The following is a 24838-nucleotide window of genomic DNA, read 5'->3' on the forward strand; positions in this document are numbered from 1 at the left end:
TTTGGCACGTTTACGAACATTTATGTAAAAAATATGCTAGCAAAAATAGACAAAAAAAAAGATGCTCCTCTTATTTTAAGAGAAACATCTTTTTTGCTATTTACCTTGATCTGTACTGTATCGATTTTTGCCAATACCAAATGCATAATAACTAATTGTTACTATTATTAAAAAAATAATTCCTACAATTAGAGAAATACGCGTATCGTCATTAATCCACATGCCAACCAGTACCATGATTAAAAAGATAATCGTTAAGTAATTCGTAATAGGCGCTAATGGCATTTTGAAAGGGTGATTCGCTAATTGTTCACCTTTCACTTTTCTAAATTTCATTTGACTAATTAATATAATAAACCATGGTATCATACCGGGTAAAACACTTGCACTATACACATAGACGAATAAATTCTGTGGTGCAATATAGCTTAAAATGACACCAACCACTAAACCAATTAACACGCCAGCTGTACCAAATAAAGGTACTCCATTTTTGGAAAGCTTCGCGAAAAATTTAGGTGCTTGTCCATTCATCGCAAGAGTATATAACATACGTCCTGCACTATAAATACCACTATTACAGCCAGACATAGCAGCTGTAATAACGACAAAATTAATAATACCTGCCGCCGCAGTAATACCTACCTTGGCAAATGTCGCAACAAAAGGACTACCGATCGTACCCAATTCATCCCACGGATACACTGTCACAATGACAAAGATGGCTCCGATATAGAAAATTAAAATACGCCAAATAATACTTTGAATGGCATTCGTAATTGTCTTTTGTGGATTTTTTGCTTCCCCTGCTGTAATCCCAATAAGCTCTACCCCTTGGTATGCTGCGACTACTAACGATAATGCAAAGAAGAAGCCTGTCCAGCCGCCAGTAAAGAAGCCACCATGACTCCATAGATTCGATAAGCCAATCGCAATACCATCATTACCAAAGCCAAAGAAAATCAGGCCAACGCCTGCTACAATCATTAAAATAATCGTTACGATTTTAATCATGGCGAACCAAAATTCAAATTCACCAAAAGATTTAACCGAGATAAAGTTTGCCACACCTAATATGATCATCGCAATGAGACCCGGTATCCATGCTGGTAAATCAGGATACCAATACTGCATATATGTTCCCACAGCTATAATTTCTGACATACCAACAATTACCCATTGGAACCAGTTGCTCCATGCCGTTAAATAGCCTGCTAGAGGGTGTATATATTTATAGCCAAATGTTGCAAAAGAGCCTGTACTTGGCTCCATATAAAGCATCTCACCCATTGCTCTCATAATGAAAAATATAAAAATACCTGCAATTCCATAGGCAAGGAGTACAGAAGGTCCTGTCCATTGAATGGCACTTGCCGAACCCATAAATAAGCCCACACCAATCGTACCGCCAAGCGCGATCATTTGGATGTGACGTGCCTCTAATCCTCTTTGTAATTCTTTGTTGGCCACTCCATAACGCCTCTTTTCCTGTTGTTCTATCTACGTTGAATATACTTTAAAATCATAATCAATTTTTCTTAAAAAGACAATTGTATTTTTAGGAAAAACAAAAAATAATGTTTTTTTGATAGATTTGGCATACTGAACAGCTTCCAATATTCCTATTCTAAAATTTCTAAATATTTTAGTTTTTTCGCTTTATTTCGGCAAAAAGATTGACCCAATTATCAAAAAAGTATAATATTTTCACATATTTCTAAGAAAAAGAGGAGTAACTGTGAGTAAACTATTATTTAGAAAAAAGGAAATCGAGGAACTATTACAAAACGAAGGGACTATTCAACTAAAGAAAACGTTAGGTGCCTTTGATCTTCTATTATTAGGAGTTGGTGCCATCGTGGGCACGGGTATTTTCATCTTGCCCGGAACGGTGGCAGCAACGCATGCGGGACCTGGGATCGTTTTTTCCTTTATTATTGCCGCCATTGTTTGTGCTTTTGCAGGCATGTGTTATTCCGAATTTGCATCAAGTGTCCCCGTAACTGGAAGCGCCTATACGTATGGCTATATTGTCTTTGGCGAAATTGTCGCGTGGTTAGTAGGATGGGCTTTGCTTTTGGAATATGGATTGGCTGTAGCTGCTGTTGCGACAGGATGGTCATCTTACTTAAACTCACTTCTTGCCGGCTTTCATATCGTTCTACCTCAAGCAATTTCAGGAGCCTTTAATCCTGCTGCTGGCACATATATAAATGTACCAGCAATCTTTATTATTTTTGCTACGGCATTTTTATTAACGCTTGGTATTAAAGAATCCACTCGATTCAATTCCTGGATGGTTTTCTTGAAGGTAGCTGTCATCTTACTATTTATTGGCGTAGGGGTATTTTATGTAAAGCCTACTAATTGGGAGCCCTTTCTACCATTTGGCATAAGCGGCGTCTTCAGTGGGGCGGCACTTGTATTTTTTGCTTATTTAGGTTTTGATGCGGTATCTTCGGCTGCTGAGGAAGTAAAAAATCCCCAACGGAACATGCCCATTGGCATTATCGGCTCTTTATTCATTTGTACCGTGCTTTATGTTGCCGTATCAATGGTATTAACGGGGATTGTTCCCTATCATGCCTTAAATGTAAGTGACCCCGTTAGCTATGTGATGCAGCTTGTCCACCACGATTGGATTGCGGGAATTATCTCCCTTGGTGCCGTAGTAGGAATGATGACCGTTATATTAGTTATGTCTTATGGAGGAACGCGACTCTTATATGCCTTAGGCCGTGATGGTTTACTGCCCAAAAGCATGGCTGAGCTAAGTCCCAAATTTAAAACTCCTGTCAAAAACACATGGATATTTGCATTACTAGTAGCTTTTTGTGCAGGTTTTGTGCCACTTTCTAAGCTTGCTGAATTAGTCAATATGGGTACATTAGTGGCGTTTACCATTGTATCCATCGGTGTGGTGTATTTACGAAAAAATAAAAATATTCCTTCTGGAGGCTTTAAAGTACCATTTTTCCCAGTACTACCGATTTTATCATTTTTATTATGTCTCTTTTTAATTTCACAGCTTTCTATTCTTACATGGATTGCATGTGGTATTTGGTTCATCATCGGCTTGATTGTTTATTTGGCTTATGGTCGAAAGAATAGCGAAATGAATAAACGATAAAAAAAGGTGTCTCTTACAAATTCTTAGAGACACCTTTTTGCCTTCCCATAAAGGCTTACTGTTGTTGCATAGCAAACCCGCAAACATAAAAACCTCTATTCCACCATCGGCCAATGAAATAGAGGCTACTTTGTTATTATAATAGGGTTTGTTCCTGTAATTTTGCTGTGAAATACTTTCGTGCATCTGCCGTTAGAATTTGTAGTAATGTCACTTCTTCCTGACGAGCGAATTCTACAAACATCCCACTTAAATTTTCGTAGACATATTTGATTTTAAAGCCACTATCTAAATAATGATCTACTTTTTCGATTTCCTCTGTGCTTTGTTGGAATTCAGACATGCCATCACCTCACCTTCTTTTGAAAATGTCTTGATGTAGTCTCAGTTATTCGGCACCTTTTATTTCTAACAGAGGGTCTGGTTGCTCCACAAGCTCTTCTTCCTCTTGGTCTGTCAACGCAGGGACTTGTTGACCAAATAGTTCATCCAAATTATGTCCGACCGTAATACCTAAATACTTCGCATCACTTGGATCTTCTAGCTCAGCTTGAGGATACTTTTTAAACCACCAATACTTTGCTAACACATAATAGACAATTGCACCTACAAAAAAACCTACTAAAGAAGAATAAGCGGAAAAAATATTGGCAACGGCACCACCGATTACCCAGGCCACTAACCCAGCGAAATTAAAACCTTTATAGTATTTAAATTGCCCATCTAATTCATACAGTTCTTTGACATGTACACGTCGTTTGCGAATGAGATAATAATCCGCAAATAAAATCCCTACAATCGCTGTTAATATTCCACCTATAATCAATAGAACATTGACCATCACATTAAATAAACTCCAGGGCTGTGCAAGAATACCAATAATCCCCGCAATAACAACCCCTACCCAAAACGGTACTTTTGGACCACCAATATTCGAGAAAATAGTAGCAGCCGGCACAACATTAGCAGATGTATTCGTTGACCATTGTGCCAACACAATCATCAGCAAAAGGATACCTAAAATAAAACCACTTGCACTTTGTTGTAAAGCATTGATGGGATCAGCAGATGCTACTGCCATATAACAAACTGCACCAATTGTAACAATAAATGTGTTCGTTATTGGCATAACAATCAAGGAGCCTACAAGCTGTGTTTTATTCCGCTTGAACCAATTCCGTTCATTTTTAGGTGCTTTAAAAAAACGAGATAATGATGGCATATCTGCTGCCAGCGTTGACCAAAAGCCCATGTTTGCCATGACCACTACCATAAAAGCTGTAAAGGCGGCAAAGCCCGTTGTTGGCGTTTCCACCCACGTCCAAATATTTTTCCCTTGTGATGTGGCATGATCCGCCAATGTGTAATACATCCAGCAAGAAATCAAAATAATGACAGGCGCTGCTAAATCAGCGAAGCGCTCAATAGACTTAATGCCTAATGAGGTATTAAAGAGTTGAAGCGCCGCAAATACAAGGAAACAAATAAACCAATTATCAAAATCAAACAATAAATTTAAAATGCCGTTTATGGCTAATGCTCCAAAATACGTATTAAGACCAAACCAACATGCGGCTGTTATGCCCCTTACAAGTGAAGGAATATGAGTTCCAAATGTGCCAAATGGTGCACGCATATAAACAGGGAATGATAATCCATGCTCAATACCTATATCACCAATTAACGTCATAAAGATACCGATCAAACAGGAACCTACCAACGTAGCTAAAATAACCATTGGTAAGGATAAATTGGTAATTGCTGAACCGCCGATTGCAAAAGCCGCTAAAACAATCGCCATTCCTATCCAAATCACCGCAAAACCAAATGTTCCAATATTTCTTTGTTGATGTGTCACTGGAAGTAAATCTGGGGATTTTAAATAATTCCCGTCACGTTCCATAAAGTTTCTCTCCTTTTTTTTAATTTCCGTGACAACTACTTGAAGTTTTTCCTTCCTCCATCGCCAATTAATGAAGGAAGGTGGAATTTCGATTTTCTTCATTATCTTCATTCAGTTGGTGTTCGAAAGGCTAGAGCTTCCCCCTATAAATGTCTACTACTGAATAAAGATGAAAAGTCTTTATTTTGAGAGACTACTAATGAGCGTTTGGCGTTCATTCCATGTCATTGGTGGAACGGTTGATTTTCGTTCAACCATAGAAATTGCACCATCCACTGGACAAACAATAGAGCATAAATTACAACCTACACAGTCTTCTTCACGAACCTTTAGCAATGGACGTCCATTTTCAGTATAAAGATCAATACATTGATGTGATGTATCCTCGCAAGCAATATGACACTTGTTACAATTTATACAAACATCATTATTAATTTCTGCGACAATTTTATAATTTAAGTCTAAATCACCCCAGTTTGAATATCTTGAAACGGAGCGACCTACTAAATCCATGACGGAAGCTAAGCCTTTATCGTCTAAATAATTGTTCAACCCATCAATCATATCCTCCACAATACTAAAGCCATGGTGCATTGCTGCTGTACAAACTTGAACGCCTGTAGCACCCATTAAAATAAATTCTGCGGCATCCTGCCAATTAGAAATTCCGCCAATGCCCGAAATCGGTACATTGACTAATGGATTGCGAGCACATTCTGCCACCATATTAAGGGCAATTGGCTTTACAGCTGGGCCACAATAGCCACCATGTGCTCCTTTACCAGCAACATGAGGAACTGTATTCCAAGTATCTAAATCTACACCTGCTAAACTATTTATCGTGTTTATCATACTTACGGCATCTGCTCCACCTCTAGTAGCCGCCTCTGCCGTAACTGTAATATCCGTAATATTTGGTGTTAATTTCACAATGACCGGTGTACGTGCTGCTTCCTTTACCCAGTATGTTTGCTTTTCCACCAGTTCAGGGACTTGACCAGAGGCAGAGCCCATCCCTCGCTCTGCCATCCCATGTGGACAACCAAAGTTAAGCTCAAGACCATCAACCCCCACATCTTCTACACGTTTTACGATTTCATGCCACTTTTCTTGCTTTGGCTCCACCATTAAAGAGGCTATAATCGCGTGATGAGGAAATTTCTTTTTTGTCTCATATATTTCTTGTAAATTCACTTCTAACGGTCGATCCGTAATCAATTCAATATTATTGAAGCCCGCTACACGTTGACCGTTATAGCTAACAGCCGCAAAACGTGAAGATACATTTAAAATGGGCTCCCCCAATGTTTTCCACACGGCACCACCCCAACCAGCTTCAAATGCGCGTTGTACTTGATAACCTGAATTCGTAGGTGGTGCGGATGCCAACCAAAATGGATTCGGCGATTGGATGCCTGCTAAGTTAATGCGTAAGTCTGCCATGTAAGTTCCCCCCTTATGCAATCTCACTTGGTTTTCTTAAACGTTCATGAATCTTGTATGCTGCATCTTTTCCTTGCTGTACAGCAGTCACCACCATCGCCTCTCCCTGTCCATTGCCAAAGACAACGTCTCCACATGCAAATACTTTGTCATTAGACGTTTGCATCGTTGTCTCATTTATATCAACAACCCCATTTGTATGCGCTAAACCGAATGCTTCAATTAATGAAACAAAACGGGTTTGCCCAATAGCTTTAATAACAGCATCCACTTCAAGGATAAAATTAGAGCCCTTCACTTCCTCTGGTCTTTGTCGACCATCAGGTCCTGGCTCCCCAAGCTTCATTTTCACGCATTCAATGCCTGTCACCCTACCAGCCTCATTACCAATAATTTTCTTTGGTGCTGTGAGCCATTTAAATTCCACACCATCCTGCTTAGCAAATTCATACTCAAATTTATAGGCAGTCATTTCCTTTTGCGTTCTTCGATAAAGTATTTGGACATTGTCTGCACCTAAACGCACCGCACTTGTAGCACCGTCAATGGCTGTATTTCCTGCACCAATAACAGCTACACGTTTTCCTACGATATCATTTGTAAGCGGTCCCATTTTTGTTTTTCTGACAAACTCAATAGCATCGTGGACACCCTCTAAATCTTCACCCTCAATGCCTAGATTTGGAACAGCCCCCATACCAACAGCTAAAATAACATGGTCATATTCTGCCAAAATTTCATCCGCAGTAATGTCGACACCAACCGTCGTATTTGTTTGAATATCCACTCCAAGCTGTTCTATTTGCTCCACTTCCCAATCTACAACATCGTTTGGTAATCGGAAAGCTACAATCCCATAACTCCCTAAGCCACCTGCCTTCTCTTCGGTCTCATAGATGGTTACTTGATAACCGAAACGGCTGAGTTCTCTGGCTGCCGATAAACCAGCAGGGCCTGCTCCAATAATGGCTACCTTCTGTCCATTACTTTGCCCCTGTTTAAATAGCTGGACATTCGTATCCATTGCCCAATCTGTTGCATACCGCTGTAACTCCCCAATTTTGATTGGCTTTGTTGAAGAGTTTAAAACACACGCTCCTTCGCATAGTTCTTCTGTTGGACAAACCCTTGCACAGCTAGCACCAATAGGATTTGCTTCTAATATAGTCGTAGCAGAACCCTTCATATTACCAGATGCGATTTTTTTTATAAAATTTGGGATTTGAATACTTGTCGGACACGCTTTAATACATGGTGCGTCATAGCAATAGAGACAACGATTGGCTTCCTCAATAGCCTCATTCTTTGTCATCTTGTTTTTTAATTCCACAAAATTACGTTTTAGCTGTACGGTCATCGCATTTTCTTGAATCGGAACCATTCCACATCCCCCTCATGTGTTCATTTTTTCCGTGCACCCAATTACTAGACCGATTGTTTGTTCTCCAGCCAAAACAATCGGTTCTAAACGGAAGGAAGCTAGATCTTCAAGGCTTCCGCAGCTACTGCTTTTAATGGACGTTTAATATATTGTCCGCTACCTAGTACACCAACAAATTCTTTATTTTTAATGACATACTCGCCACGTACTAGCACACTAACAGGCTCGCCAGTCACTTCCCATCCCTCATATGGGTTATAGTCGACGTTCATATGGTGTGTTTTAGCCGAAATTTGGCGTTTTGCCTCTGGATCAAAAATAACAATATCTGCATCAGAGCCAATGGCGATTGTTCCCTTTTGAGGGAATAAACCAAATATTTTTGCAGCACTTGTAGAAATCATATCAACAAATTCATGAATCGTAATTCTATCTTTTGCAACACCTTCAGAATATAAAATACTGAAACGATCCTCAATGAAAGGTCCACCATTTGGGATTTTTGAGAAATCATTTAGGCCTAATTGTTTTTTCCCCTTAAAGCTAAAGGAGCATTGGTCAGAGCCAATTGTCTGAAGCTGTTTCGCCTTCAGGGCATTCCATAAATGTTCTTGATGATATTTTGGACGAAGGGGTGGTGACCAAACATACTTAGCTCCTTCAAAGCCTGGCTGTGCAAGAGCTGATTGATCGAGTGTTAAATAGGGTGGACATGTTTCACCATAGACGTCATAGCCCTTTTCACGAGCGGTAATAATTTCATCCACCGCCTCTTTACATGTTACATGCACTACATATAGCTTTGCTCCAGCAATGTGTGCTAACTCGATGGCACGTTTTGTTGCCTCTCCCTCTAATTCGGCCGGACGAGTTAAAGCATGATAAATCGGCTCCTTATGACCTGCACGTCTTGCTTCCTCAACAAGCTCATCAATCACAGAGCCATTTTCACAATGGACCATCACCAACGCTCCAAGGTCTTTGGCAATTTTAAACGCCTTAAAGAGTGTTCGATCTGAGGCTTGGAATTCTTTAGCATAGGCCATAAAGACTTTGACAGAGGTAATTCCTTCTTGCTCTAAAATTTGAGGTAATTCGGCTTCGGTTTCAGGCGTTAAATCGCCAATCATTAAATGAAATCCATAATCAATAGCAGACTTTCCCTTGGCCTTGTCATGCCACTTTTCTATAGCTGCTGATAATTTTTCTTCACCAGCTGTTAGACAGAAATCTAAAATAGTAGTTGTCCCACCAAAAGCCGCCGCAATCGTACCAGACTTCCAATCATCATCTGTTACCGTATTATTAAATGGCATATCTAAATGTGTATGAGGATCAATCCCCCCTGGCAATACATATTTACCAGTTGCATCAATGATTTCAGCGCCATCCTCACTTAAATTCCGTCCGATTTGCACAATTTTTCCATTATCAATTAAAATATCTGCCTCAAATGCATCCGCAGCAGTAGCTACTCTTCCACCTTTAATAATTTTTTTCACTGTGCCCCTCACCCTTCATCACAAAATTCGAGAATACTTCATGTTTAATGCAATGTATAAGTTTCGCCCATACTAAATTTTGTTTGTAGCGTTAGAACCGTTTCTAGTAAGATATCTGCTCCCTTTGCACAATCCTCAAAGGTTGTTTCCTCTTCCTCACAATGACTCTTCCCCTGAATACTTGGAACAAAAATCATGGCCGACGGAACCATACTTGCCATATACTGGGCATCATGCCCTGCCCCACTAAACATGCGATGAGCAGTATAACCGAAGCTCTGGCAGGCTCTTTCTATTTCATTACAAATGGCTCCATCAAAATGTACGGTTTCTCTCCCCCACAGCTTTACAGGGTGGATATTACACCCTCCTGCGGTTTCTGGTAGCGCATTAAGAATATCCTCAACCTGTTCCATCACCTCAGGATCTTGATGACGTGAATCAATCGTAAATGTCACCCTATTAGGGATGACTGTGTGAATATTAGGAACCACGTTCATACGACCAAATGTAAACACTAATTGCTCATCAATCTTTCCTAGCTGCTCATGTAATTCAGTTATAATCGTTGATGCAACAATCATAGGGTCTTTCCGCATTGCCATTGGTGTCGTACCAGCATGATTCGATTGCCCTGTAATTGTAATTTCGTAGCAAACCATACCAAGCACACCTTCTACAACTCCAATTTCTCGTTGTTTGGCTTCTAACACTGGCCCTTGCTCAATATGCAATTCGATATAAGCGAGGGCTTCCTTCAGACGATTGCCTTGCTCTCCCTCATATCCACTCGCTTGTAACGCTTCATGGAAACGAACACCATTTTTATCTGTGGATTGTAGCATCTTTTCTTTGTCAAATTTTGAGGTGATAACCCCTGAGCTCATCATTGCTGGGTCAAAACGAGCCCCTTCTTCATTCGTGAAATTGACAATCATAAGCGGAATATCTACTTCAATTTCATTTTCCTTGATAGTTCGAATGGCCTCAATAGCTGTTAAGACGCCTAATACACCATCGAATTTTCCGCCCTTTTCCACCGAATCTAAATGAGAACCCATCACGATTGGTGGCATATCCTTTTTCCCAGGAAGAGTCGCATAAATATTTCCCATATCATCCACATGAATGTCCATACCTAAAGCTTCGCAACACTCACAAAAATAGTTTCTTGCTAATACATCCTCATCCGAAAGAGACAAACGTGTGACGCCACCCTTATCAGTAGCCCCAAATTGACTAAATTGTTCAATTAACTCTTGCAATCGTCTACTATTACATTTATACATATGCAAGTCCTCTCTTTCACAGTAGTTATTAAACATTTTAAAATAGATATAATTTGAGAGATATGGATAGAAAACTAAAAAAATATGTGCAACTGCACATCATATATGGTAAGTTATGTTCATAATTAAGGGGGGGAAATATGGGGACGATTCGTAAAATTGTGGAGGGAGTTCAATTCCCAATGCTCACATTAGTCGCTGGACATAGTGGTACGTATCGAAGAGTTACGGGTATTAATGTTGTTGAAAGCAATGATTTAATCATGTTTTGTAGACCCAATGAATTAGTCGTCACAACTGGTATTAATTTAGATGCAGACGAAGATTCATTAGAACAACTTGTGAAACAAGCCTACGCTAAAAAAGTAGCTGGTTTTATTATTAATACAGGTCCATTCATTCCTGATATTCCAGAAGCTGTCATCTCTTTTGCCAATCAAAATGATTTCCCTATTTTTCAAATGCCATGGAATTATAGAATAGCTGATCTATTAAAAACGACCTTTCAGTTTATTGCCAACCACCATCAGGAGCTATCCATCGAAGAAAAGGTTCTGTTCAATTTATTATTCCATTACAAACAAAACGCTAATGCAATGAAAGATCAACTAGCACAGCTAGGTTTTCCCCAAGGGAGAGAATTAGCCATCATTACTTGTACAACGGTCGGCACTCAAGCCTCCATCGATCGATATGAGGTCTTGGTGCAGTTCGCTTTTCAAAATCACTATCAACGCTTCTTAAAATTAAAACATAAAAACTACCTCATCTTTTTAATTGATAAAACACAGATCAATACACCGAATATACCCTTCTCAAAAATCGTTGAAGAAATCTATGAAAAAATCACGTTAAAAAATGGTTACTTGGATATTATTATTGGAAAAGGAAACTACCATAAAGAGCTTGAAAATGTCCGTAAAAGTTATGATGAATCATTAACGGTCATTCATTTAGCTCAGCTCCACAACAATCGTTTTTTATACAAATATAAGGAAATAGGTGCCTATAAAATTATTATGGCTGTGCAAAATCAATCACTCATGAAATCCTTCAGCCACGATATACTAGGTCAACTTTATCACTATGATGATGTGCACAACACAGATTATGTGCCATTTTTACGCATCTTTCTTGAGGAAAATGGCAGTACAAGTAGGATTAGTGAACGACAGTTTATTCATCGCAACACCGTTCTTTATAAAATAAAAAAAATTGAATGGCTATTAGATATGGACTTAAGTAATCCCTTTACAAAGACCAATCTATATATTGCCTTTTTAATTGAGGACGTATTAACACATCAATAGATTAAATATCCGACTTTTCTTTCATAAAATATTCCTTCTAAAACACTTAAGGCATACATATAAAGTACAAATGGGGTCGACTTTGCATTTTTGTTGTCCACATTAGACTCAAAACGTATGCATGCTCAGCCATTACCTGTATAGAAGGAGTGAGTGTAGTGACCAATGTAACAAGACCGAATTGGCAAGTCAAAGACGAACAATTTGTTTGGCACGCCATGAAGCCATATAACCCTAAAGCAACGTTGATTGTCCAATCTTCTAAGGGCGCATGGATTACCGATATAGAAGGAAAACGCTATTTAGATGCTATGGCGGGCTTATGGTGTGTAAATGTTGGCTATGGTCGAGAGGCAATTGCTAAAGTTGCCTATGATCAATTACTAGAAAATACGTATACACCGTTATCTGTCGGACATATCCCAGCTATTCAATTAAGTGAAAAGATTAGTGAGCTTTTAGGAGATGATTATGTCGTCTTTTTCTCGAACAGTGGCTCTGAAGCAAACGAAGCTGCCTTCAAAATTGCTCGACAATATCACCAACAAAAAGGACAGCTCAATCGAACGAAGATTATTTCCCGCTATCGTGCCTATCATGGTAGCTCGATGGGAGCCTTAGCGGCAACTGGACAAGCTCAGCGAAAATACAAATATGAGCCATTAGCACCTGGTTTTATCCATGTCACGCCACCTGACTCATATCGCGCCAATGAAGACCATATTCAAAGTAAGGATCCATGTGCATTGCCATCTGTGCAAGCGATCGACCATGTGATGACATGGGAAATGTCAGAGTCCATTGCTGCTGTCATCATGGAGCCTATCATTACGGGCGGCGGTGTGATCATGCCCCATGAGAATTACTTACAAGGGGTGCAAGCAGTTTGTGAAAAACATGGTGCATTATTAATTGTGGATGAAGTGATTTGTGGCTTTGGGCGTACGGGTAAAGCTTTTGGTTTCCAAAACTATGGTGTCCAGCCTGATATTGTGACAATGGCAAAGGGCTTAACAAGCGCTTATATGCCACTATCTGCTACTGCTGTTCGACGTGAAATTTATGAGGCTTTTGCAGGGAATGACGATTACGATTTCTTCCGCCATGTTAACACATTTGGTGGCTCGCCAGCCGCTTGTGCCGTGGCATTGAAAAACATTGAAATTATGGAAGAGGAAAATTTATTTAACTATTCGGCTACGTTAGGTGATACTCTCCTGAAAACTTTACGAGAGGAATTAAAGGAGAACCCGTTTGTTGGGGATATTCGTGGAAAAGGACTTTTGATAGGTATAGAGCTTGTACAAGACAAAAAGAGCAAAATTCCACTAGATGTCACACTTGTTAATAAAGTCATTGCGCACTGTAAAGAACATGGGCTAATTATTGGAAAAAACGGTGTAACTGTGGCAGGTTACAATAATGTTTTAACGCTTTCTCCTCCACTAATTGTCTCCTCAGAGGAGATCGACTTCCTTGTGGAAAAATTCACTCAAGCCTTACATTCTATAAAATTGTAGGAGGACAGCTCAATGGTAACAAATACAGATATTCAAGAATTAGGCCATTTTATCAATGGACAAACTGTTTTGGGAAAAAGCGGATATTTTTCTGATGTATACAATCCAAGTACGGGTTCCGTCATTGCGCGGGTTTCTCTAGCAACACAAGATGAGGTAAAAGAAGCAATCACTGCTGCCAAAAAAGCCTTCCCAGCATGGCGCGCATTATCCGTTGGAAAACGTGCAGAAATCATGCTCAGGTTTCGCCAATTATTGACAGACAATATGGATGAGCTCATCGATATAATCTGTAAGGAAAGTGGCAAAACCAAAGAAGATGCGAAAGGTGAAATTGCACGTGGTTTAGAATCGGTTGATTTAGCCATCAATGCCCCACACTTACTAAAGGGTGAGTATTCGGTTAATGTAGGTGGTCAAATCAACGCTTATTCTTCCAAAGCTCCATTAGGCGTAGTGGCTGCCATTTCACCATTTAATTTCCCTGTTATGGTCCCACTAGCCATCACAAGTATGGCTGTAGCCGTTGGAAACTGCGTCATTTTAAAACCGTCTGAACGCGTCCCCTGTTCTGTATTATATTTATCAGAGCTATGGACAAAGGCAGGTTTACCGGATGGCGTATGGACTGTCATTAACGGTGATAAAGATGCCGTCAATGAGCTCTTATCAAACCCAAAAGTTGAAGCTGTATCCTTTGTAGGGTCGACTCCAGTTGCAGAAACTATATACGCGACGGCTTCTAAATTTGGGAAACGGGTGACTGCGCTAGGCGGTGGGAAAAATAATATGGTTGTCATGCCAGATGCGGATTTAGAGCATGTCGCAAATGCCTTTTTAGGTGCAGCCTATGGTGCGGCTTCTCAGCGTTGCATGGCTATTTCTACCATTATTCCTGTAGGAGAGGATACAGCGAATAAATTAGTCACGATCCTGGCTGAAAAAATTGCCAAATTTAAAGTGGGGCCTTATACAGATTCCGACGTTGATTTTGGTCCAGTTATTACACAGCATTCGAAGGAAACGATTATTGGTTATATTGATCGTAGCTTAGAGGAAGGCGCAACCATCGTTTGTGATGGACGACATCCGGAAATTTCCAAGCAATCACAAGGGTTTTATCTCGGTCCTACGCTCCTCGATCATGTTAAACCAGGTATGGAAATTTATGAGCAGGAGGTTTTTGGACCAGCCCGTAATATTGTCCGTGTAGGTTCATTAGATGAAGCGATTGCCTTAATAAATGCACATGAATTGGGTAATGGCGTGACAATCTTTACGAATGATGGAGCAGCTGCTCGTAAATTCACTACTGAAATTGAAGTAGGGATGGTTGGCGTGAACGTACCTATTCCCATTCCAGTAGGCTATCATAATTTTGGTGGCTGGAAACGCTCAAGATTTGGTGAGGGGCATATGTTTGGACCCGATCAAGTACGCTTCTTTACGAAAACAAAGACCATTTCAGAGAAATGGATTGCACAGGGTGGTGACACTACATCCTCCTTTGCCTTTCCAAGCAATCAAGAATAATGAAAACTTGCGTAGTCGTTGAACAGACTACGCGAGTTTTTCCCTATTTGAAAAAAACTGACGAACCAATAATGGCCACCAGTTTTTGTCATAAGCTTACTTATTATCTTTTTTCTCCACTTTTTTCACTTCTGTTGTCTTCTTCACTTCAGTGAAATCCGCTTCTTCCCCAGCCTCCATGCCATAGCTAGGATTTCTATCGATACGTGTATAAGTATCTACGTCTTCTTCGTCTTCAAATCGCTTCACCAGAATTGGTAAGGTAATTAAACCAGCGATGCCGACTAGTGCGTAAATCCATCGCGATAAAACCGCTGTTTGGCCGCCAAACAAATAAGCCACTAAATCAAATCTAAAGAATCCAATGAGTCCCCAGTTGATTGCACCAATAATGACTAACACTAATGCGATTCTATAGAGCACGCTCATGAGTACACCTCCTTTATCATTTTTACTCCACGCTAATTTTTTTAGCAGAGAGGTGTCATAAGAAGCGATAAAATGATAAAGACTAGTCATTAAAACCGCCGTTTTGACGGTCTTATTTTTTGCAATAACCACTTTTTTATACAGGCAGAAGTGGCGAGGTGTCCAATTGGACTAAGAGCATTTAACCTTATTTAGTATTGCTCGTTAAATGATGGGATTGTTCATGTTGAAGAAGCCATTTTTTACGCCAAATCCCACCACCATATCCAGTCAAAGATCCATTAGAGCCAATAATTCGATGACATGGAACAACGATACTAATAGTATTTTTACCATTGGCACTACCAACAGCTCTCACCGCTTTTTCATTGTGAATAGCCACTGCAATATCTTTATAAGAGGCTGTTTCACCGTAGCCTATATTAGGTAATGCATGCCAAACAGCTTGTTGGAAGTCCGTTCCTTTAAAAACATAAGAAAAAGAAAATTCACGACGTTCACCGATAAAATATTCATGTATTTGCTTTAAACATTCCAGCAACACTGTAGGTGTGTCTTGTTGAGGAGCATGGATGAGCTCTTCTCGTTCTGCAAAATTAATGCCCTCAATTGCTTCTGTATTTCCTTCAATTTCAATCATGCCAATCGGTGATTGATAATCTAACTTAAACCGTTTCATATAGTGACCTCCATAAGTAAAAGGTGGCATAAGCCTGCCATCCTAGCCAATGTTGTGAATAATGGAAAATTTCCTCCATTGAAGGTTTTCGTTCCAAACCTAATTGCATTTTTAGTGCATTATGTAGACCCACATCTGCTATAGGAAATGCAGATAGCTCTTGTAAAGATTTCATTAGCACATAATCGGCTGTCCAGGCCCCAATGCCTCGAATAGCCATTAAACTTTTTTTCTTGTCCTCATAATCTTTTTTTTGATGTAGCCTTTCTTTTGCCAATTGACCATTCGCTATAATTTTCGCAATATCAATGATGTACTCTGATTTTTTCTGCGTAAACTGGAGCATTCTCAATTCCTCCACCTGAATACACGCTATTTTTTCCGGTGTTGGAAATAACCAGTGATTCTCCTCTTCAAAGTGTACGTTTTCTCCAAAATGTTCAACAAATCGCTTTTTAAGTGTATAGGCAAACGTTAAATTAATTTGCTGTCCAATAATGGCCCACACAAGTGCCTCGAATAAGTCAGGTATTCCTAATAAGCGTAATCCGCTATATTTTTCTATCAAGGGCTGTAAAATGTTATTCTTGTTAGCCATCTGATAAAAACAAGCCAAGTCAGTATTTAAATCAAACCATTCTTTAAGATAGTGGACCACTCTTTCTCTTTCATTAACCGATGGCTGAATCATCGGAAATTCTACTTTCATTTTATAAGCTTGCTCACTTATTCTACATAAAATGAGCTGATCCTCTATCTTTAATACTTTTAAGAGGACACCTTCTTTTATTTGATGGAGAATTTCTTGATTGGATCGCTTTAAAAAAATCAAACACTCTGTAAAACTAAATTCCGCCGGAAGTTCGATTTCTAAATAATCAGTGTGATTTATCCAGTTCATAGTCTATCTCCTTCAAAGATTTCGATATTCTGTGGGCGAGCAATTTTTTAATCGTCGAAACACTTTATAAAAATTAGAGGGACTTTGAAATCCAGCTTCATAGCAAATTTCCAAACTTGTATAGTCTGTATGCTTTAATAGGTGAGCCGCCTTATCAATTCTTATTTTTTCAAGATAAGCTCGAGGAGTTTCCGCCTTCACTTGTTTAAATAGCCGTTCAAGATAAAATGGACTAATACCAACATGGTCTGCCATATCCTGCAAGGTTACCTTTTGCTTATACGCATTGATGATAAAAGACGTTACCTGTTGAATCAATTGTGTTTGCGGTGAACATTCAATTTCAGGCTGACATCGTTTACATGCTCGATAGCCTGCCGCCTCGACTTCTTGAATAGATTGAAAAAATTCAACATTCATCTTTTTGGGTTTTCTTGATTTACAGGAAGGACGGCAATAAATTTTAGTCGTTTTAACCGCCGTATAAAATAGCCCATCATAAGTTTGATCACAAGCTATAATCTTCTCCCACTTCTCCTCAAAGGAGAAATTAATTGGATTGTCCACGAATAGCTCCCCTCATTTTCATAGATTATACATACTAAAGAAGATGTATCTTGATTTTTTACTTATTGTGCAGCATGCTGTGTTAAATAGGCAATGATTTTATCTGAAAATGCATTGCCAAAACTATCCGCCTTACCCCTAATTCTTTTAAAGTTTGGCCATTTGTTAAGCCTGGGATAAAGATACCACTTGCTCCACTCTCTACATAAGCGATGGCTCAAGTCATCGTTTCGTGAAATGGCTGCTCTAACTGAAATACGTATCTGTTCTAGCATTCATAAAAAAATTTGGATAACCACGATTATCTAATATGGCCCTCATATTTGTGAATAAATGACAGTAATCAGTCAGACTTCTTAATTTTGCTTGATGTTTGAATGAATCTTTAATATTAATTCCGGCTACTCCGACATCTGCTGTCCTTCATACATTGTTAATAATGCTTTGTTCATCATGTCCATATCCCGCTTCAATATCCCCTGTTACTGGGATGTTTACTCGCTCTGCGATAGCTTGAATAATAGCTTAATGACGCTGATAATCAATCCGTTCACCATCTGCATAGCCAAGTAAATTCGCAATCCCCCCTGCTAGTAGTGCCAATCGCCTGAAAACCTGCTTTTTCTAATAGGAGTGCCGATAAACCATCCCAAGCGCTCCCTAAAAATAAAAGCTCCTGTAAGAAATGTAAATCATTAAAAATCTGTATTTTTGACATATGAAAAGCTTCCATATCGTTTACTAGGCCTCATATTATCAGGAAGTCCCCATTATTTCGTCCTCAATCTTGCTGTTATGGTCTATAATAAGGAGGTATGAATTAACTTAAATTTCTAAAAAGAGAAAATTAAACAAATATTGCAGCTAGTCAATTTCACCTAGTAACTATAGAATGGGAGCAATGAATTTTTGATGAAAAACAAAATGATTAGAAAAATCATGTTATTGATTTGTTTTACCCTATCTTTGGTCATCCTTATACCACCTGTTAGTGCAATGAGTCCAACAGATGAGCTAGTAGACCCTATAATATTAGGAGAACATTATAAAATTTTTCGAGATACATCTAAAAAGGTCTCTATTGAAGAAATATTAAACGGCAATTATGATCATCTCTTTGTTGCGAGCAATCAACCCTATCCCTTCTTTTGGCATACTAAAGATACCATTTGGTTGCGCTTATCTATGGAAGATATTTTATTGGATAAAGAGGAACCCTATTGGCTAGAGGTGACCGATAAATTAGATAGTATTGAGTTGTTCTTGGTCAAAGCGGATGGATCCTATGATGTGCAACGTAGGGGAATTGATAATCTAGGGGAACAATCTCTTCCATCTAGGTCTAATTTATTTCACATCCAAGACCCTTCTACTCAAGAAATTTTTATCAAGTTAGATGGAGCATTACCCCTAAGTATTACCTCCTATTTATATACGGAATTAAGTTTTACGAATAAAATCAGTGACTATAAATTTTTAACTGGCATTTTCTATGGTTTTTTATCTGCTCTATTAATTTATAACTTATTTTTATTTTTTTCATTGAAGGAAAAAGCTTACTTTTTCTATGTTTTATATATGCTGAGCTTTATTTTCTATCAAGCAACTTTAAATTCGCTAGACATTGAGTTATTGGGCACATGGGTGTCGAAGGAATTTTTTATTAAATCATTAACAATTAGTGGCAATTTGCTGCTTTTATTTATGCTTCTATTTTGTCTTCAGTTTCTGGAGTTAAAGACATTTCTACCGTCTTTCCATAAAATCGGAAAATTACTATTGTGGATAACAATTAGTTCTTTAATGGCGTCATTTATTCTCCCAGACGTCGCACTCATCAATAATTTCACAACTACCTTTGCAGTAGTAGTCTTTATCTTTCTATGGCTGTCTGGCATTTTTGTTTTCAGAAAAGGTCAAAAGATGGCTCGATACTATATCATTGGTTGGACAGTTTTACTAAGCTCTATCATTGTTCAAGCGCTGGCCTTTTTAAGTATTATCCCATTCCATCCACGAATTTTTGAGGAAGTACCAGCTATTGGAGCTATTTTCGAATCCATTTTTTTATCATTAGCATTGGGTGATAAAATCAACATCATTAAGAAAGAACATCAAATCATGCAAGAAACATTAAATGAAACATTAGAATATAAAGTTCAGGAACGCACAAAAGAGCTTGAATCAGCCAAGCTTGAGCTTGAAGCATTGGCAAATACGGACCGTCTCACTCAAATACCAAATCGTGTCCGCTTAGATGACGTATTAGAAAAAGAATTTGAGCAAGCTACAGGAAGTGGCACACCACTTTCGATTATTTTGTTAGATATTGATCATTTTAAAGCTGTGAACGATGAATTCGGACATCAAGTGGGTGATCTTGTGTTACGTCATGCAGCAGACCTTTTGAAAAATTATGTACGAGTAGAAGACACGGTTGGTAGATGGGGTGGCGAGGAGTTTTTAGTTGTTTGTCCACGCACTCCCTTAAAGGATGCTGTGCATCTCTCAGAAAATCTAAGACAGCAACTAGAACAACATTCATTTCCAGTTGTTCATCACAAAACGAGTAGCTTTGGTGTGACAAGCTTTGTCATGGGCGATACCATTCATTCTTTATTATCAAGATGTGATAAAGCATTATATAAAGCAAAGGAACATGGTAGAAACCGTGTAGAATATTTTCAAGACGATATAAATTGGGAGACTAACCAAGAGGCATCCCCCCTATTATGATGGCTCTTTTCCTTCTGTAAGTACTGCATAGCCTCCTCTAAACGACAAAGATGACTTCGGTTTTTACCAAAGTCATCTTTTTGCCTCAATGGAGCCATTCTATTATTTATTTTTGGCTAAACTAGGTAAGCACCTGGTCCTTTGCAAGCTTTCGTTGCAATGCAATTTCCTTGCGTTTTTCTTTCGTCACACGTTGCCAAATGACTACTGTAACGAAGCCAACAATAGCTAAACCTAATAAAATACCAAAAAATACTTTATAGCCTGCTGTGCCACCCCAATAATCTAAACAAGCCCCTGCAATAATCGGCATGAAGATTTCCCCACTATAGCCAATAATCATTAGCGGCATGGACACTGTACCTGTTGATTCTACAGGATAATCTCCTTCTACTAAAATAGCAAAATGCATTGCCTGTAAAGCATACATTGATGTATAAATAATCCCTATAAATATTAAAAGCATAAGGATAAAGGAAGCCTTGCCGGGCAGTAAAATGAGCCCTACTAAGCCTAGTACTAATAATATATAGCCAATTAACACCATATTAGACACACCTATCCGGTCACCGATAATGCCTGCACTAAAACTGCCAATTGGTCTACAATACTGAGAGAAGTAGCCCAAAGCCGCAGCGATTAACGTAGATGCACCAAATGCAGCTGTTGCATAAGGTGTGATGTAATAGTAACTAATAATCATCGCATAAGACGTAAAAATAAGAATAGTCGCAAGCCAAGTAGTTGGCATCTTTAACACTTTCCATAGGACTGCCCAGTCAAATGATTTACTCCCATCCCTGTCCTCACGACTGATGGTTCCTTGATCAGGGTCTTTATAAAGCATCATAATCATGAATCCCAACAAAAGACAAATAACCGAATATACCGTAATAACCGCTGAGAGTGCCATTTTATCACTCATATGCTTCGCAAAAAAAGCAAATATCCCTAAAATCACAGCAGATTGAATGATATTGGTTACACCACGACCACCCTCAAAAAAACCAAAAGCTTTTCCTTGCTCATTTTCAGAACCTAAAGAACGTACTGCTTTTACTAATGCTCCCCAAAACGTCATGATGGATGTGATTCCCCAAGCAGCATGTATGAGGAGAAGCACTGGATATGGTGGATACAGTAATAATGTAAAACCTAATAACCCTGTGGCAACTAGAGAAATGGTTAATAAATATTTCGTTTTCCAACGATCTGCACAAAAACCTCCAAATATATAGGAAATTAAACAACAAACACCATACGCACTACCAAGAGTCCCCATTTGAGTATTCGTCAAATGAAATGCATCGAGAAAGACATCATAATAGTAATTTCTAAAATAAGGTAATGCATAAATTAATGCACCTGAAACAGCTAAAATAACTAAAGTAGCTGTATTCTTTTTTAACTTAGCTTCCATATGTTTACCCCTTATATGTTATTTACAAGCCATGACGTTTAATTTTTTGATCCCATTCCTTATGGAAGACCTGTTTGTCATTTTCTTTGATCGCCATCTCCCCAATAATTTGGAAGTTTTCTAGAGTAGATGTTTTAGTAACCGTAATATCAGCATCTATCCACCAACCCTCACGACCTATTTTCATTTTTTGATAGATTGTATAGTGAGCTGACAATGGATCAGCATTCGATAAGGTTAATTCTCGTTTCAAATTATGTTCAACCGTGATATCAATATCATCAAAGCGATATATCCCTTCACCAAAAACGCCTCCAACCCCATCAGTAATACATGTCCATGTATCTGTTAAAATGTCGTATGAAATAGAACGATCCACTCTTCCTTCTTGGAGCGTTGTTATAGGTGTTAATGTTGCACTTTCAGGATTCATATTTGGTCCAGCTATTTGATGTCCATGGAAGGTTGGCAATGTGAAAGTAGCTGTTTCAAGATTTAATGTCAATGTAGCGTCTTCTGGCATCGGCCAAAACATTGGCCAAAACGTTGTTGCTAATGATAAGCGTAAACGGTGCCCCGCTTTAAATTGATGTCCACAGCAATCTAATTGCACAAAGGCTTTCACTTTTTTACCAGGAATTAATAATTCTACATGATCATGACCATTCAAATGTGTTAAATTCATCACGCCATAGGACACACGAGTAACAGCTCCATTTGGTGCAACGTCTGACAACTGCGCAAACAGCATCGCATGTGGTTTATCACTCATTAATTCCACTTCAAACTTCGGATAACCCACAATCTCTAGTGGGTTCTCTAGCATGTCTGTTTCAAATATCATGGCCATTCCGTCATCAACTCGTTGATCTGCTGGACTTTCGCCTAGTACTCCAGCACCCATCCATTCTCCCGATAATAGACCATGATTTTGTGGTGTTTTTAATTGTACCTGTTCTTGGTGATCACTACGATGCTCTACTAATTTTCCATGTGTCAGTTGATACGCCTTCGTTTGTACCTCTGCCACTGTTGGCCATGATTCGAGTCCAACCCAATAGCCATGGCTGACTGGTTTCTTAACAGATGGTTCCATGCTTTCTTCAACCCAAACATTCACCATTGGTCCGTCCATTACATCATTGTCAATTCCTTTTAACCAATGATCCCACCATTTCACGGCCTCTTGTAAAAAGCCCATTGCTGGACCTGGAACTCCATCATGTGGGTAAACATGTGCCCATGGGCCAATAATGCCCTTTCTAGGAACAGAAAGCCCTTCCATTAAACTTAAAACTGTGTTCGTATAGGAATCTTCCCAACCATCAAGTGCAAAAACAGGAATTTCGATGTCATCATAATTCTCACAAACTGAACCATGCTTCCAGTAGTCATCTCTTGTTTGATGCTCCATCCACTGTGCCATCCATAAAGGCATATTTTCTAAACGTTGGATCCATTTTTCACGCCAGCTATCGCCAACAATATGAGGATCAATCGGACGTAGCTGGTACGCTAACATAATGGCGCCCCACCAGAAGTTATCATTTAACAAACAACCACCCTTATAGTGAATGTCATTGTTATAGCGATCATCCGTGAAGCCTACTGTAATAATCGCCTTTAACGCTTTTGGTCTTCTAGCAGCTACTTGCAGAGAATTAAATCCACCCCATGATTTCCCCATCATCCCAATATTGCCATTACACCAGCTTTGGCTAGCCATCCATTCAATTACTTCAAGTGCATCATCCTGCTCTTGCTTTAAATACTCATCTTTTAATAAGCCATCTGACTCACCTGACCCTCGCATATCTACTCGAACAACGGCGTATCCATGTCCCGCAAAATACCCGTGCATTGGCTCATCTCTTGCTCTTGTACCATCTGTTTTGCGATAAGGAATATACTCCAGAATAGCTGGTACTTTTTGTCCTGCTTCTACTGTCGGTAACCAAATTCGACTAGAAAGTTTTGTGCCGTCTGCTAATTCAATCCATGTGTTTTCGATTGTTTCATATGTACACTCAAATTGTGTCACAATTTTTTTACTCATTGAATAAATCCTCCTCTTGTGTTTAAACTCATTGCTCTAGCATCCCTTTTTATCTAATTATTCAGAATCTTAATTATTTACTAATCATGATTATAAAATAATTGTGATTAGTATATCATCTGAAATTCCAATGTACAACACTGAAAATGCTAAAAGCTGATGCTATAATGGAAGATGTAAAGCAAAATTGTTATGCTATAATAAGTTTAAATTAACTTATAAATGGTAAATATATGAATTTAACTAATAAATGGTAAATATATGAATTTAACTAATAATTTTACATGGACAGTGTACGTCGGGGGGACATTACTATGAAAAAAAAGGAAATACAAAGGAGTCGTATGTGGAAATACTTTGTAGACGCCACAGCAGAAATTATAGAAGAAGAAGGATTGGAGAATGTGACGATTAGAAAGGTTGCCGATAAGGCTGGTTATAACAGTGCAACCATTTACAATTATTTTTCAGAAATCTCTCATCTCCTCTTTTTTGCATCAATGAGATGTATGCAAGACTATACGAACGAAGTTGCGCGTTACATAGAAAGAGGCAAAGATCCTATTGATAAATATTTATTAGCTTGGGAATGTTTTTGCCAATACTCCTTCAAACAGCCACAGATTTTTCATGCCGTCTTTATTATGGATTTAGGAGAAACACCAGAAAAATTATTGGAAAATTATTATAACTTTTACCCCAATGATTTAATTAATATTCCAGATGATTTAAAGACTATATTGTTTCAGCACAGCCTGACAAAACGAGGTCGTTCTATGTTAGAAATTGCTTTAAAGGAGGGCTACTTAACAGAGGGTAACGTGGATGCTATTAATGAAATCACACTCTTAATTTGGCAAGGTATGTTTACCAACCTTTTAAATAATCGAAAAAGCTATGATGCTCAACAAGCAACGGAAATCGTTATGAGCTATATTACTAAAATTGTTCAAAACGCTAACCTTTTTGAGGGTCAAACTAACAACAAACAACCCTTACAATAGGATGAAACGTCTAAGCCATTTAAAAACCCCTTCTA

General features: G+C 38.7%; 19 protein-coding genes and 1 pseudogene. 6 read left to right on the top strand and 14 right to left on the bottom strand.

What is annotated here, in order from left to right:
- Positions 1-96 precede the first annotated feature (96 nt).
- Positions 97-1470 carry an amino acid permease gene (locus AC3CH7_RS02945; protein ID WP_012293688.1) on the bottom strand — a complete coding sequence of 458 codons (1374 nt, stop codon included), beginning with the start codon at positions 1468-1470 and terminating at the stop codon, positions 97-99.
- Between the two features lie 268 nt (positions 1471-1738).
- On the opposite strand from AC3CH7_RS02945, the gene bcaP reads away from it, so the two are divergent.
- Positions 1739-3130: a branched-chain amino acid transporter BcaP gene (gene bcaP, locus AC3CH7_RS02950; protein ID WP_488381561.1), complete on the top strand. Its 1392-nt coding sequence runs from the start codon at positions 1739-1741 to the stop codon at positions 3128-3130.
- Positions 3131-3266: 136 nt separating this feature from the next.
- Here bcaP and AC3CH7_RS02955 read toward each other — a convergent pair whose 3' ends face one another.
- The 6 genes from AC3CH7_RS02955 to AC3CH7_RS02980 all read right to left on the bottom strand — a co-directional run bounded on the left by AC3CH7_RS02955 (position 3267) and on the right by AC3CH7_RS02980 (position 10648).
- Entirely contained in the window at positions 3267-3473 is a 207-nt protein-coding gene (locus AC3CH7_RS02955; RefSeq protein WP_012293686.1) for a hypothetical protein, read from the bottom strand.
- Positions 3474-3518: 45 nt separating this feature from the next.
- Positions 3519-5033, bottom strand: a complete 1515-nt coding sequence (locus tag AC3CH7_RS02960; RefSeq protein WP_036162646.1) for an NCS1 family transporter — start codon at positions 5031-5033, stop codon at positions 3519-3521.
- A 180-nt stretch (positions 5034-5213) separates the two neighbouring features.
- The gene (preA, locus tag AC3CH7_RS02965) at positions 5214-6476 is read right to left on the bottom strand and encodes an NAD-dependent dihydropyrimidine dehydrogenase subunit PreA (protein WP_012293684.1); all 1263 of its coding nucleotides are present in this window, start codon (positions 6474-6476) and stop codon (positions 5214-5216) included.
- Between the two features lie 13 nt (positions 6477-6489).
- On the bottom strand, positions 6490-7857 hold the full coding sequence (locus AC3CH7_RS02970) for an NAD(P)-dependent oxidoreductase (RefSeq protein ID WP_488381562.1): 1368 nt from the start codon (positions 7855-7857) through the stop codon (positions 6490-6492).
- Between the two features lie 98 nt (positions 7858-7955).
- Positions 7956-9359, bottom strand: a complete 1404-nt coding sequence (gene hydA, locus AC3CH7_RS02975; protein WP_207974125.1) for a dihydropyrimidinase — start codon at positions 9357-9359, stop codon at positions 7956-7958.
- A 44-nt stretch (positions 9360-9403) separates the two neighbouring features.
- Positions 9404-10648 (bottom strand): Zn-dependent hydrolase, encoded by a 1245-nt coding sequence (locus AC3CH7_RS02980; RefSeq protein WP_036166005.1) that lies wholly within the window; start codon positions 10646-10648, stop codon positions 9404-9406.
- Positions 10649-10788: 140 nt separating this feature from the next.
- Here AC3CH7_RS02980 and AC3CH7_RS02985 point away from each other — a divergent pair, with 140 nt between their 5' ends.
- The 3 genes from AC3CH7_RS02985 to AC3CH7_RS02995 all read left to right on the top strand — a co-directional run bounded on the left by AC3CH7_RS02985 (position 10789) and on the right by AC3CH7_RS02995 (position 15011).
- Positions 10789-11958 (top strand): PucR family transcriptional regulator, encoded by a 1170-nt coding sequence (locus tag AC3CH7_RS02985; RefSeq protein ID WP_012293681.1) that lies wholly within the window; start codon positions 10789-10791, stop codon positions 11956-11958.
- 158 nt (positions 11959-12116) lie between these two features.
- On the top strand, positions 12117-13478 hold the full coding sequence (locus AC3CH7_RS02990) for an aspartate aminotransferase family protein (RefSeq protein ID WP_036161186.1): 1362 nt from the start codon (positions 12117-12119) through the stop codon (positions 13476-13478).
- 12 nt (positions 13479-13490) lie between these two features.
- Positions 13491-15011, top strand: a complete 1521-nt coding sequence (locus AC3CH7_RS02995; RefSeq protein ID WP_488381563.1) for a CoA-acylating methylmalonate-semialdehyde dehydrogenase — start codon at positions 13491-13493, stop codon at positions 15009-15011.
- A gap of 96 nt (positions 15012-15107) precedes the next feature.
- Here the strand turns inward: AC3CH7_RS02995 and AC3CH7_RS03000 are convergent, their stop codons facing one another.
- From AC3CH7_RS03000 to AC3CH7_RS03020, 5 genes and pseudogenes are all read right to left on the bottom strand, one after another.
- Entirely contained in the window at positions 15108-15440 is a 333-nt protein-coding gene (locus AC3CH7_RS03000; protein WP_031418010.1) for a DUF378 domain-containing protein, read from the bottom strand.
- 187 nt (positions 15441-15627) lie between these two features.
- Complete coding sequence (locus AC3CH7_RS03005) at positions 15628-16119, bottom strand: methylated-DNA--[protein]-cysteine S-methyltransferase (protein WP_036165996.1); 492 nt, start codon at positions 16117-16119, stop codon at positions 15628-15630.
- Positions 16106-17020: a DNA-3-methyladenine glycosylase family protein gene (locus tag AC3CH7_RS03010; protein ID WP_488381564.1), complete on the bottom strand. Its 915-nt coding sequence runs from the start codon at positions 17018-17020 to the stop codon at positions 16106-16108. The genes AC3CH7_RS03005 and AC3CH7_RS03010 overlap by 14 nt, the downstream gene beginning before the upstream one ends.
- Positions 17021-17032: 12 nt before the next feature.
- Entirely contained in the window at positions 17033-17587 is a 555-nt protein-coding gene (locus AC3CH7_RS03015; RefSeq protein WP_099806172.1) for a bifunctional transcriptional activator/DNA repair enzyme AdaA, read from the bottom strand.
- A gap of 62 nt (positions 17588-17649) precedes the next feature.
- Positions 17650-18305: pseudogene (locus AC3CH7_RS03020) on the bottom strand (isocitrate lyase/PEP mutase family protein).
- A gap of 194 nt (positions 18306-18499) precedes the next feature.
- On the opposite strand from AC3CH7_RS03020, the gene AC3CH7_RS03025 reads away from it, so the two are divergent.
- Positions 18500-20323, top strand: a complete 1824-nt coding sequence (locus tag AC3CH7_RS03025) for a sensor domain-containing diguanylate cyclase (RefSeq protein ID WP_230584362.1) — start codon at positions 18500-18502, stop codon at positions 20321-20323.
- 121 nt (positions 20324-20444) lie between these two features.
- Here AC3CH7_RS03025 and AC3CH7_RS03030 read toward each other — a convergent pair whose 3' ends face one another.
- Together AC3CH7_RS03030 and AC3CH7_RS03035 are read right to left on the bottom strand one after the other, a co-directional pair.
- Complete coding sequence (locus tag AC3CH7_RS03030; protein ID WP_200991066.1) at positions 20445-21743, bottom strand: MFS transporter; 1299 nt, start codon at positions 21741-21743, stop codon at positions 20445-20447.
- A gap of 22 nt (positions 21744-21765) precedes the next feature.
- Positions 21766-23799: a CocE/NonD family hydrolase gene (locus tag AC3CH7_RS03035; protein WP_036215346.1), complete on the bottom strand. Its 2034-nt coding sequence runs from the start codon at positions 23797-23799 to the stop codon at positions 21766-21768.
- Between the two features lie 314 nt (positions 23800-24113).
- Here AC3CH7_RS03035 and AC3CH7_RS03040 point away from each other — a divergent pair, with 314 nt between their 5' ends.
- The gene (locus tag AC3CH7_RS03040) at positions 24114-24803 is read left to right on the top strand and encodes a TetR/AcrR family transcriptional regulator (protein WP_031418001.1); all 690 of its coding nucleotides are present in this window, start codon (positions 24114-24116) and stop codon (positions 24801-24803) included.
- Positions 24804-24838 lie beyond the last annotated feature (35 nt).

Source organism: Lysinibacillus sp. F12 (assembly GCF_057773605.1).

Bases quoted from the DNA above. Each gene is read 5' to 3' on its own strand.
- AC3CH7_RS02980 (WP_036166005.1), bottom strand. From the start codon at position 10,648: ATGTATAAATGTAATAGTAGACGATTGCAAGAGTTAATTGAACAATTT.
- AC3CH7_RS03035 (WP_036215346.1), bottom strand. From the start codon at position 23,799: ATGAGTAAAAAAATTGTGACACAATTTGAGTGTACATATGAAACAATC.
- AC3CH7_RS03005 (WP_036165996.1), bottom strand. From the start codon at position 16,119: ATGAAACGGTTTAAGTTAGATTATCAATCACCGATTGGCATGATTGAA.
- AC3CH7_RS03000 (WP_031418010.1), bottom strand. From the start codon at position 15,440: ATGAGCGTGCTCTATAGAATCGCATTAGTGTTAGTCATTATTGGTGCA.
- AC3CH7_RS02995 (WP_488381563.1), top strand. From the start codon at position 13,491: ATGGTAACAAATACAGATATTCAAGAATTAGGCCATTTTATCAATGGA.
- AC3CH7_RS03025 (WP_230584362.1), top strand. From the start codon at position 18,500: ATGAAAAACAAAATGATTAGAAAAATCATGTTATTGATTTGTTTTACC.
- AC3CH7_RS02970 (WP_488381562.1), bottom strand. From the start codon at position 7,857: ATGGTTCCGATTCAAGAAAATGCGATGACCGTACAGCTAAAACGTAAT.
- AC3CH7_RS02985 (WP_012293681.1), top strand. From the start codon at position 10,789: ATGGGGACGATTCGTAAAATTGTGGAGGGAGTTCAATTCCCAATGCTC.
- AC3CH7_RS03030 (WP_200991066.1), bottom strand. From the start codon at position 21,743: ATGGAAGCTAAGTTAAAAAAGAATACAGCTACTTTAGTTATTTTAGCT.
- preA (WP_012293684.1), bottom strand. From the start codon at position 6,476: ATGGCAGACTTACGCATTAACTTAGCAGGCATCCAATCGCCGAATCCA.
- AC3CH7_RS02955 (WP_012293686.1), bottom strand. From the start codon at position 3,473: ATGTCTGAATTCCAACAAAGCACAGAGGAAATCGAAAAAGTAGATCAT.
- AC3CH7_RS03010 (WP_488381564.1), bottom strand. From the start codon at position 17,020: ATGAACTGGATAAATCACACTGATTATTTAGAAATCGAACTTCCGGCG.
- AC3CH7_RS02960 (WP_036162646.1), bottom strand. From the start codon at position 5,033: ATGGAACGTGACGGGAATTATTTAAAATCCCCAGATTTACTTCCAGTG.
- AC3CH7_RS03040 (WP_031418001.1), top strand. From the start codon at position 24,114: ATGAAAAAAAAGGAAATACAAAGGAGTCGTATGTGGAAATACTTTGTA.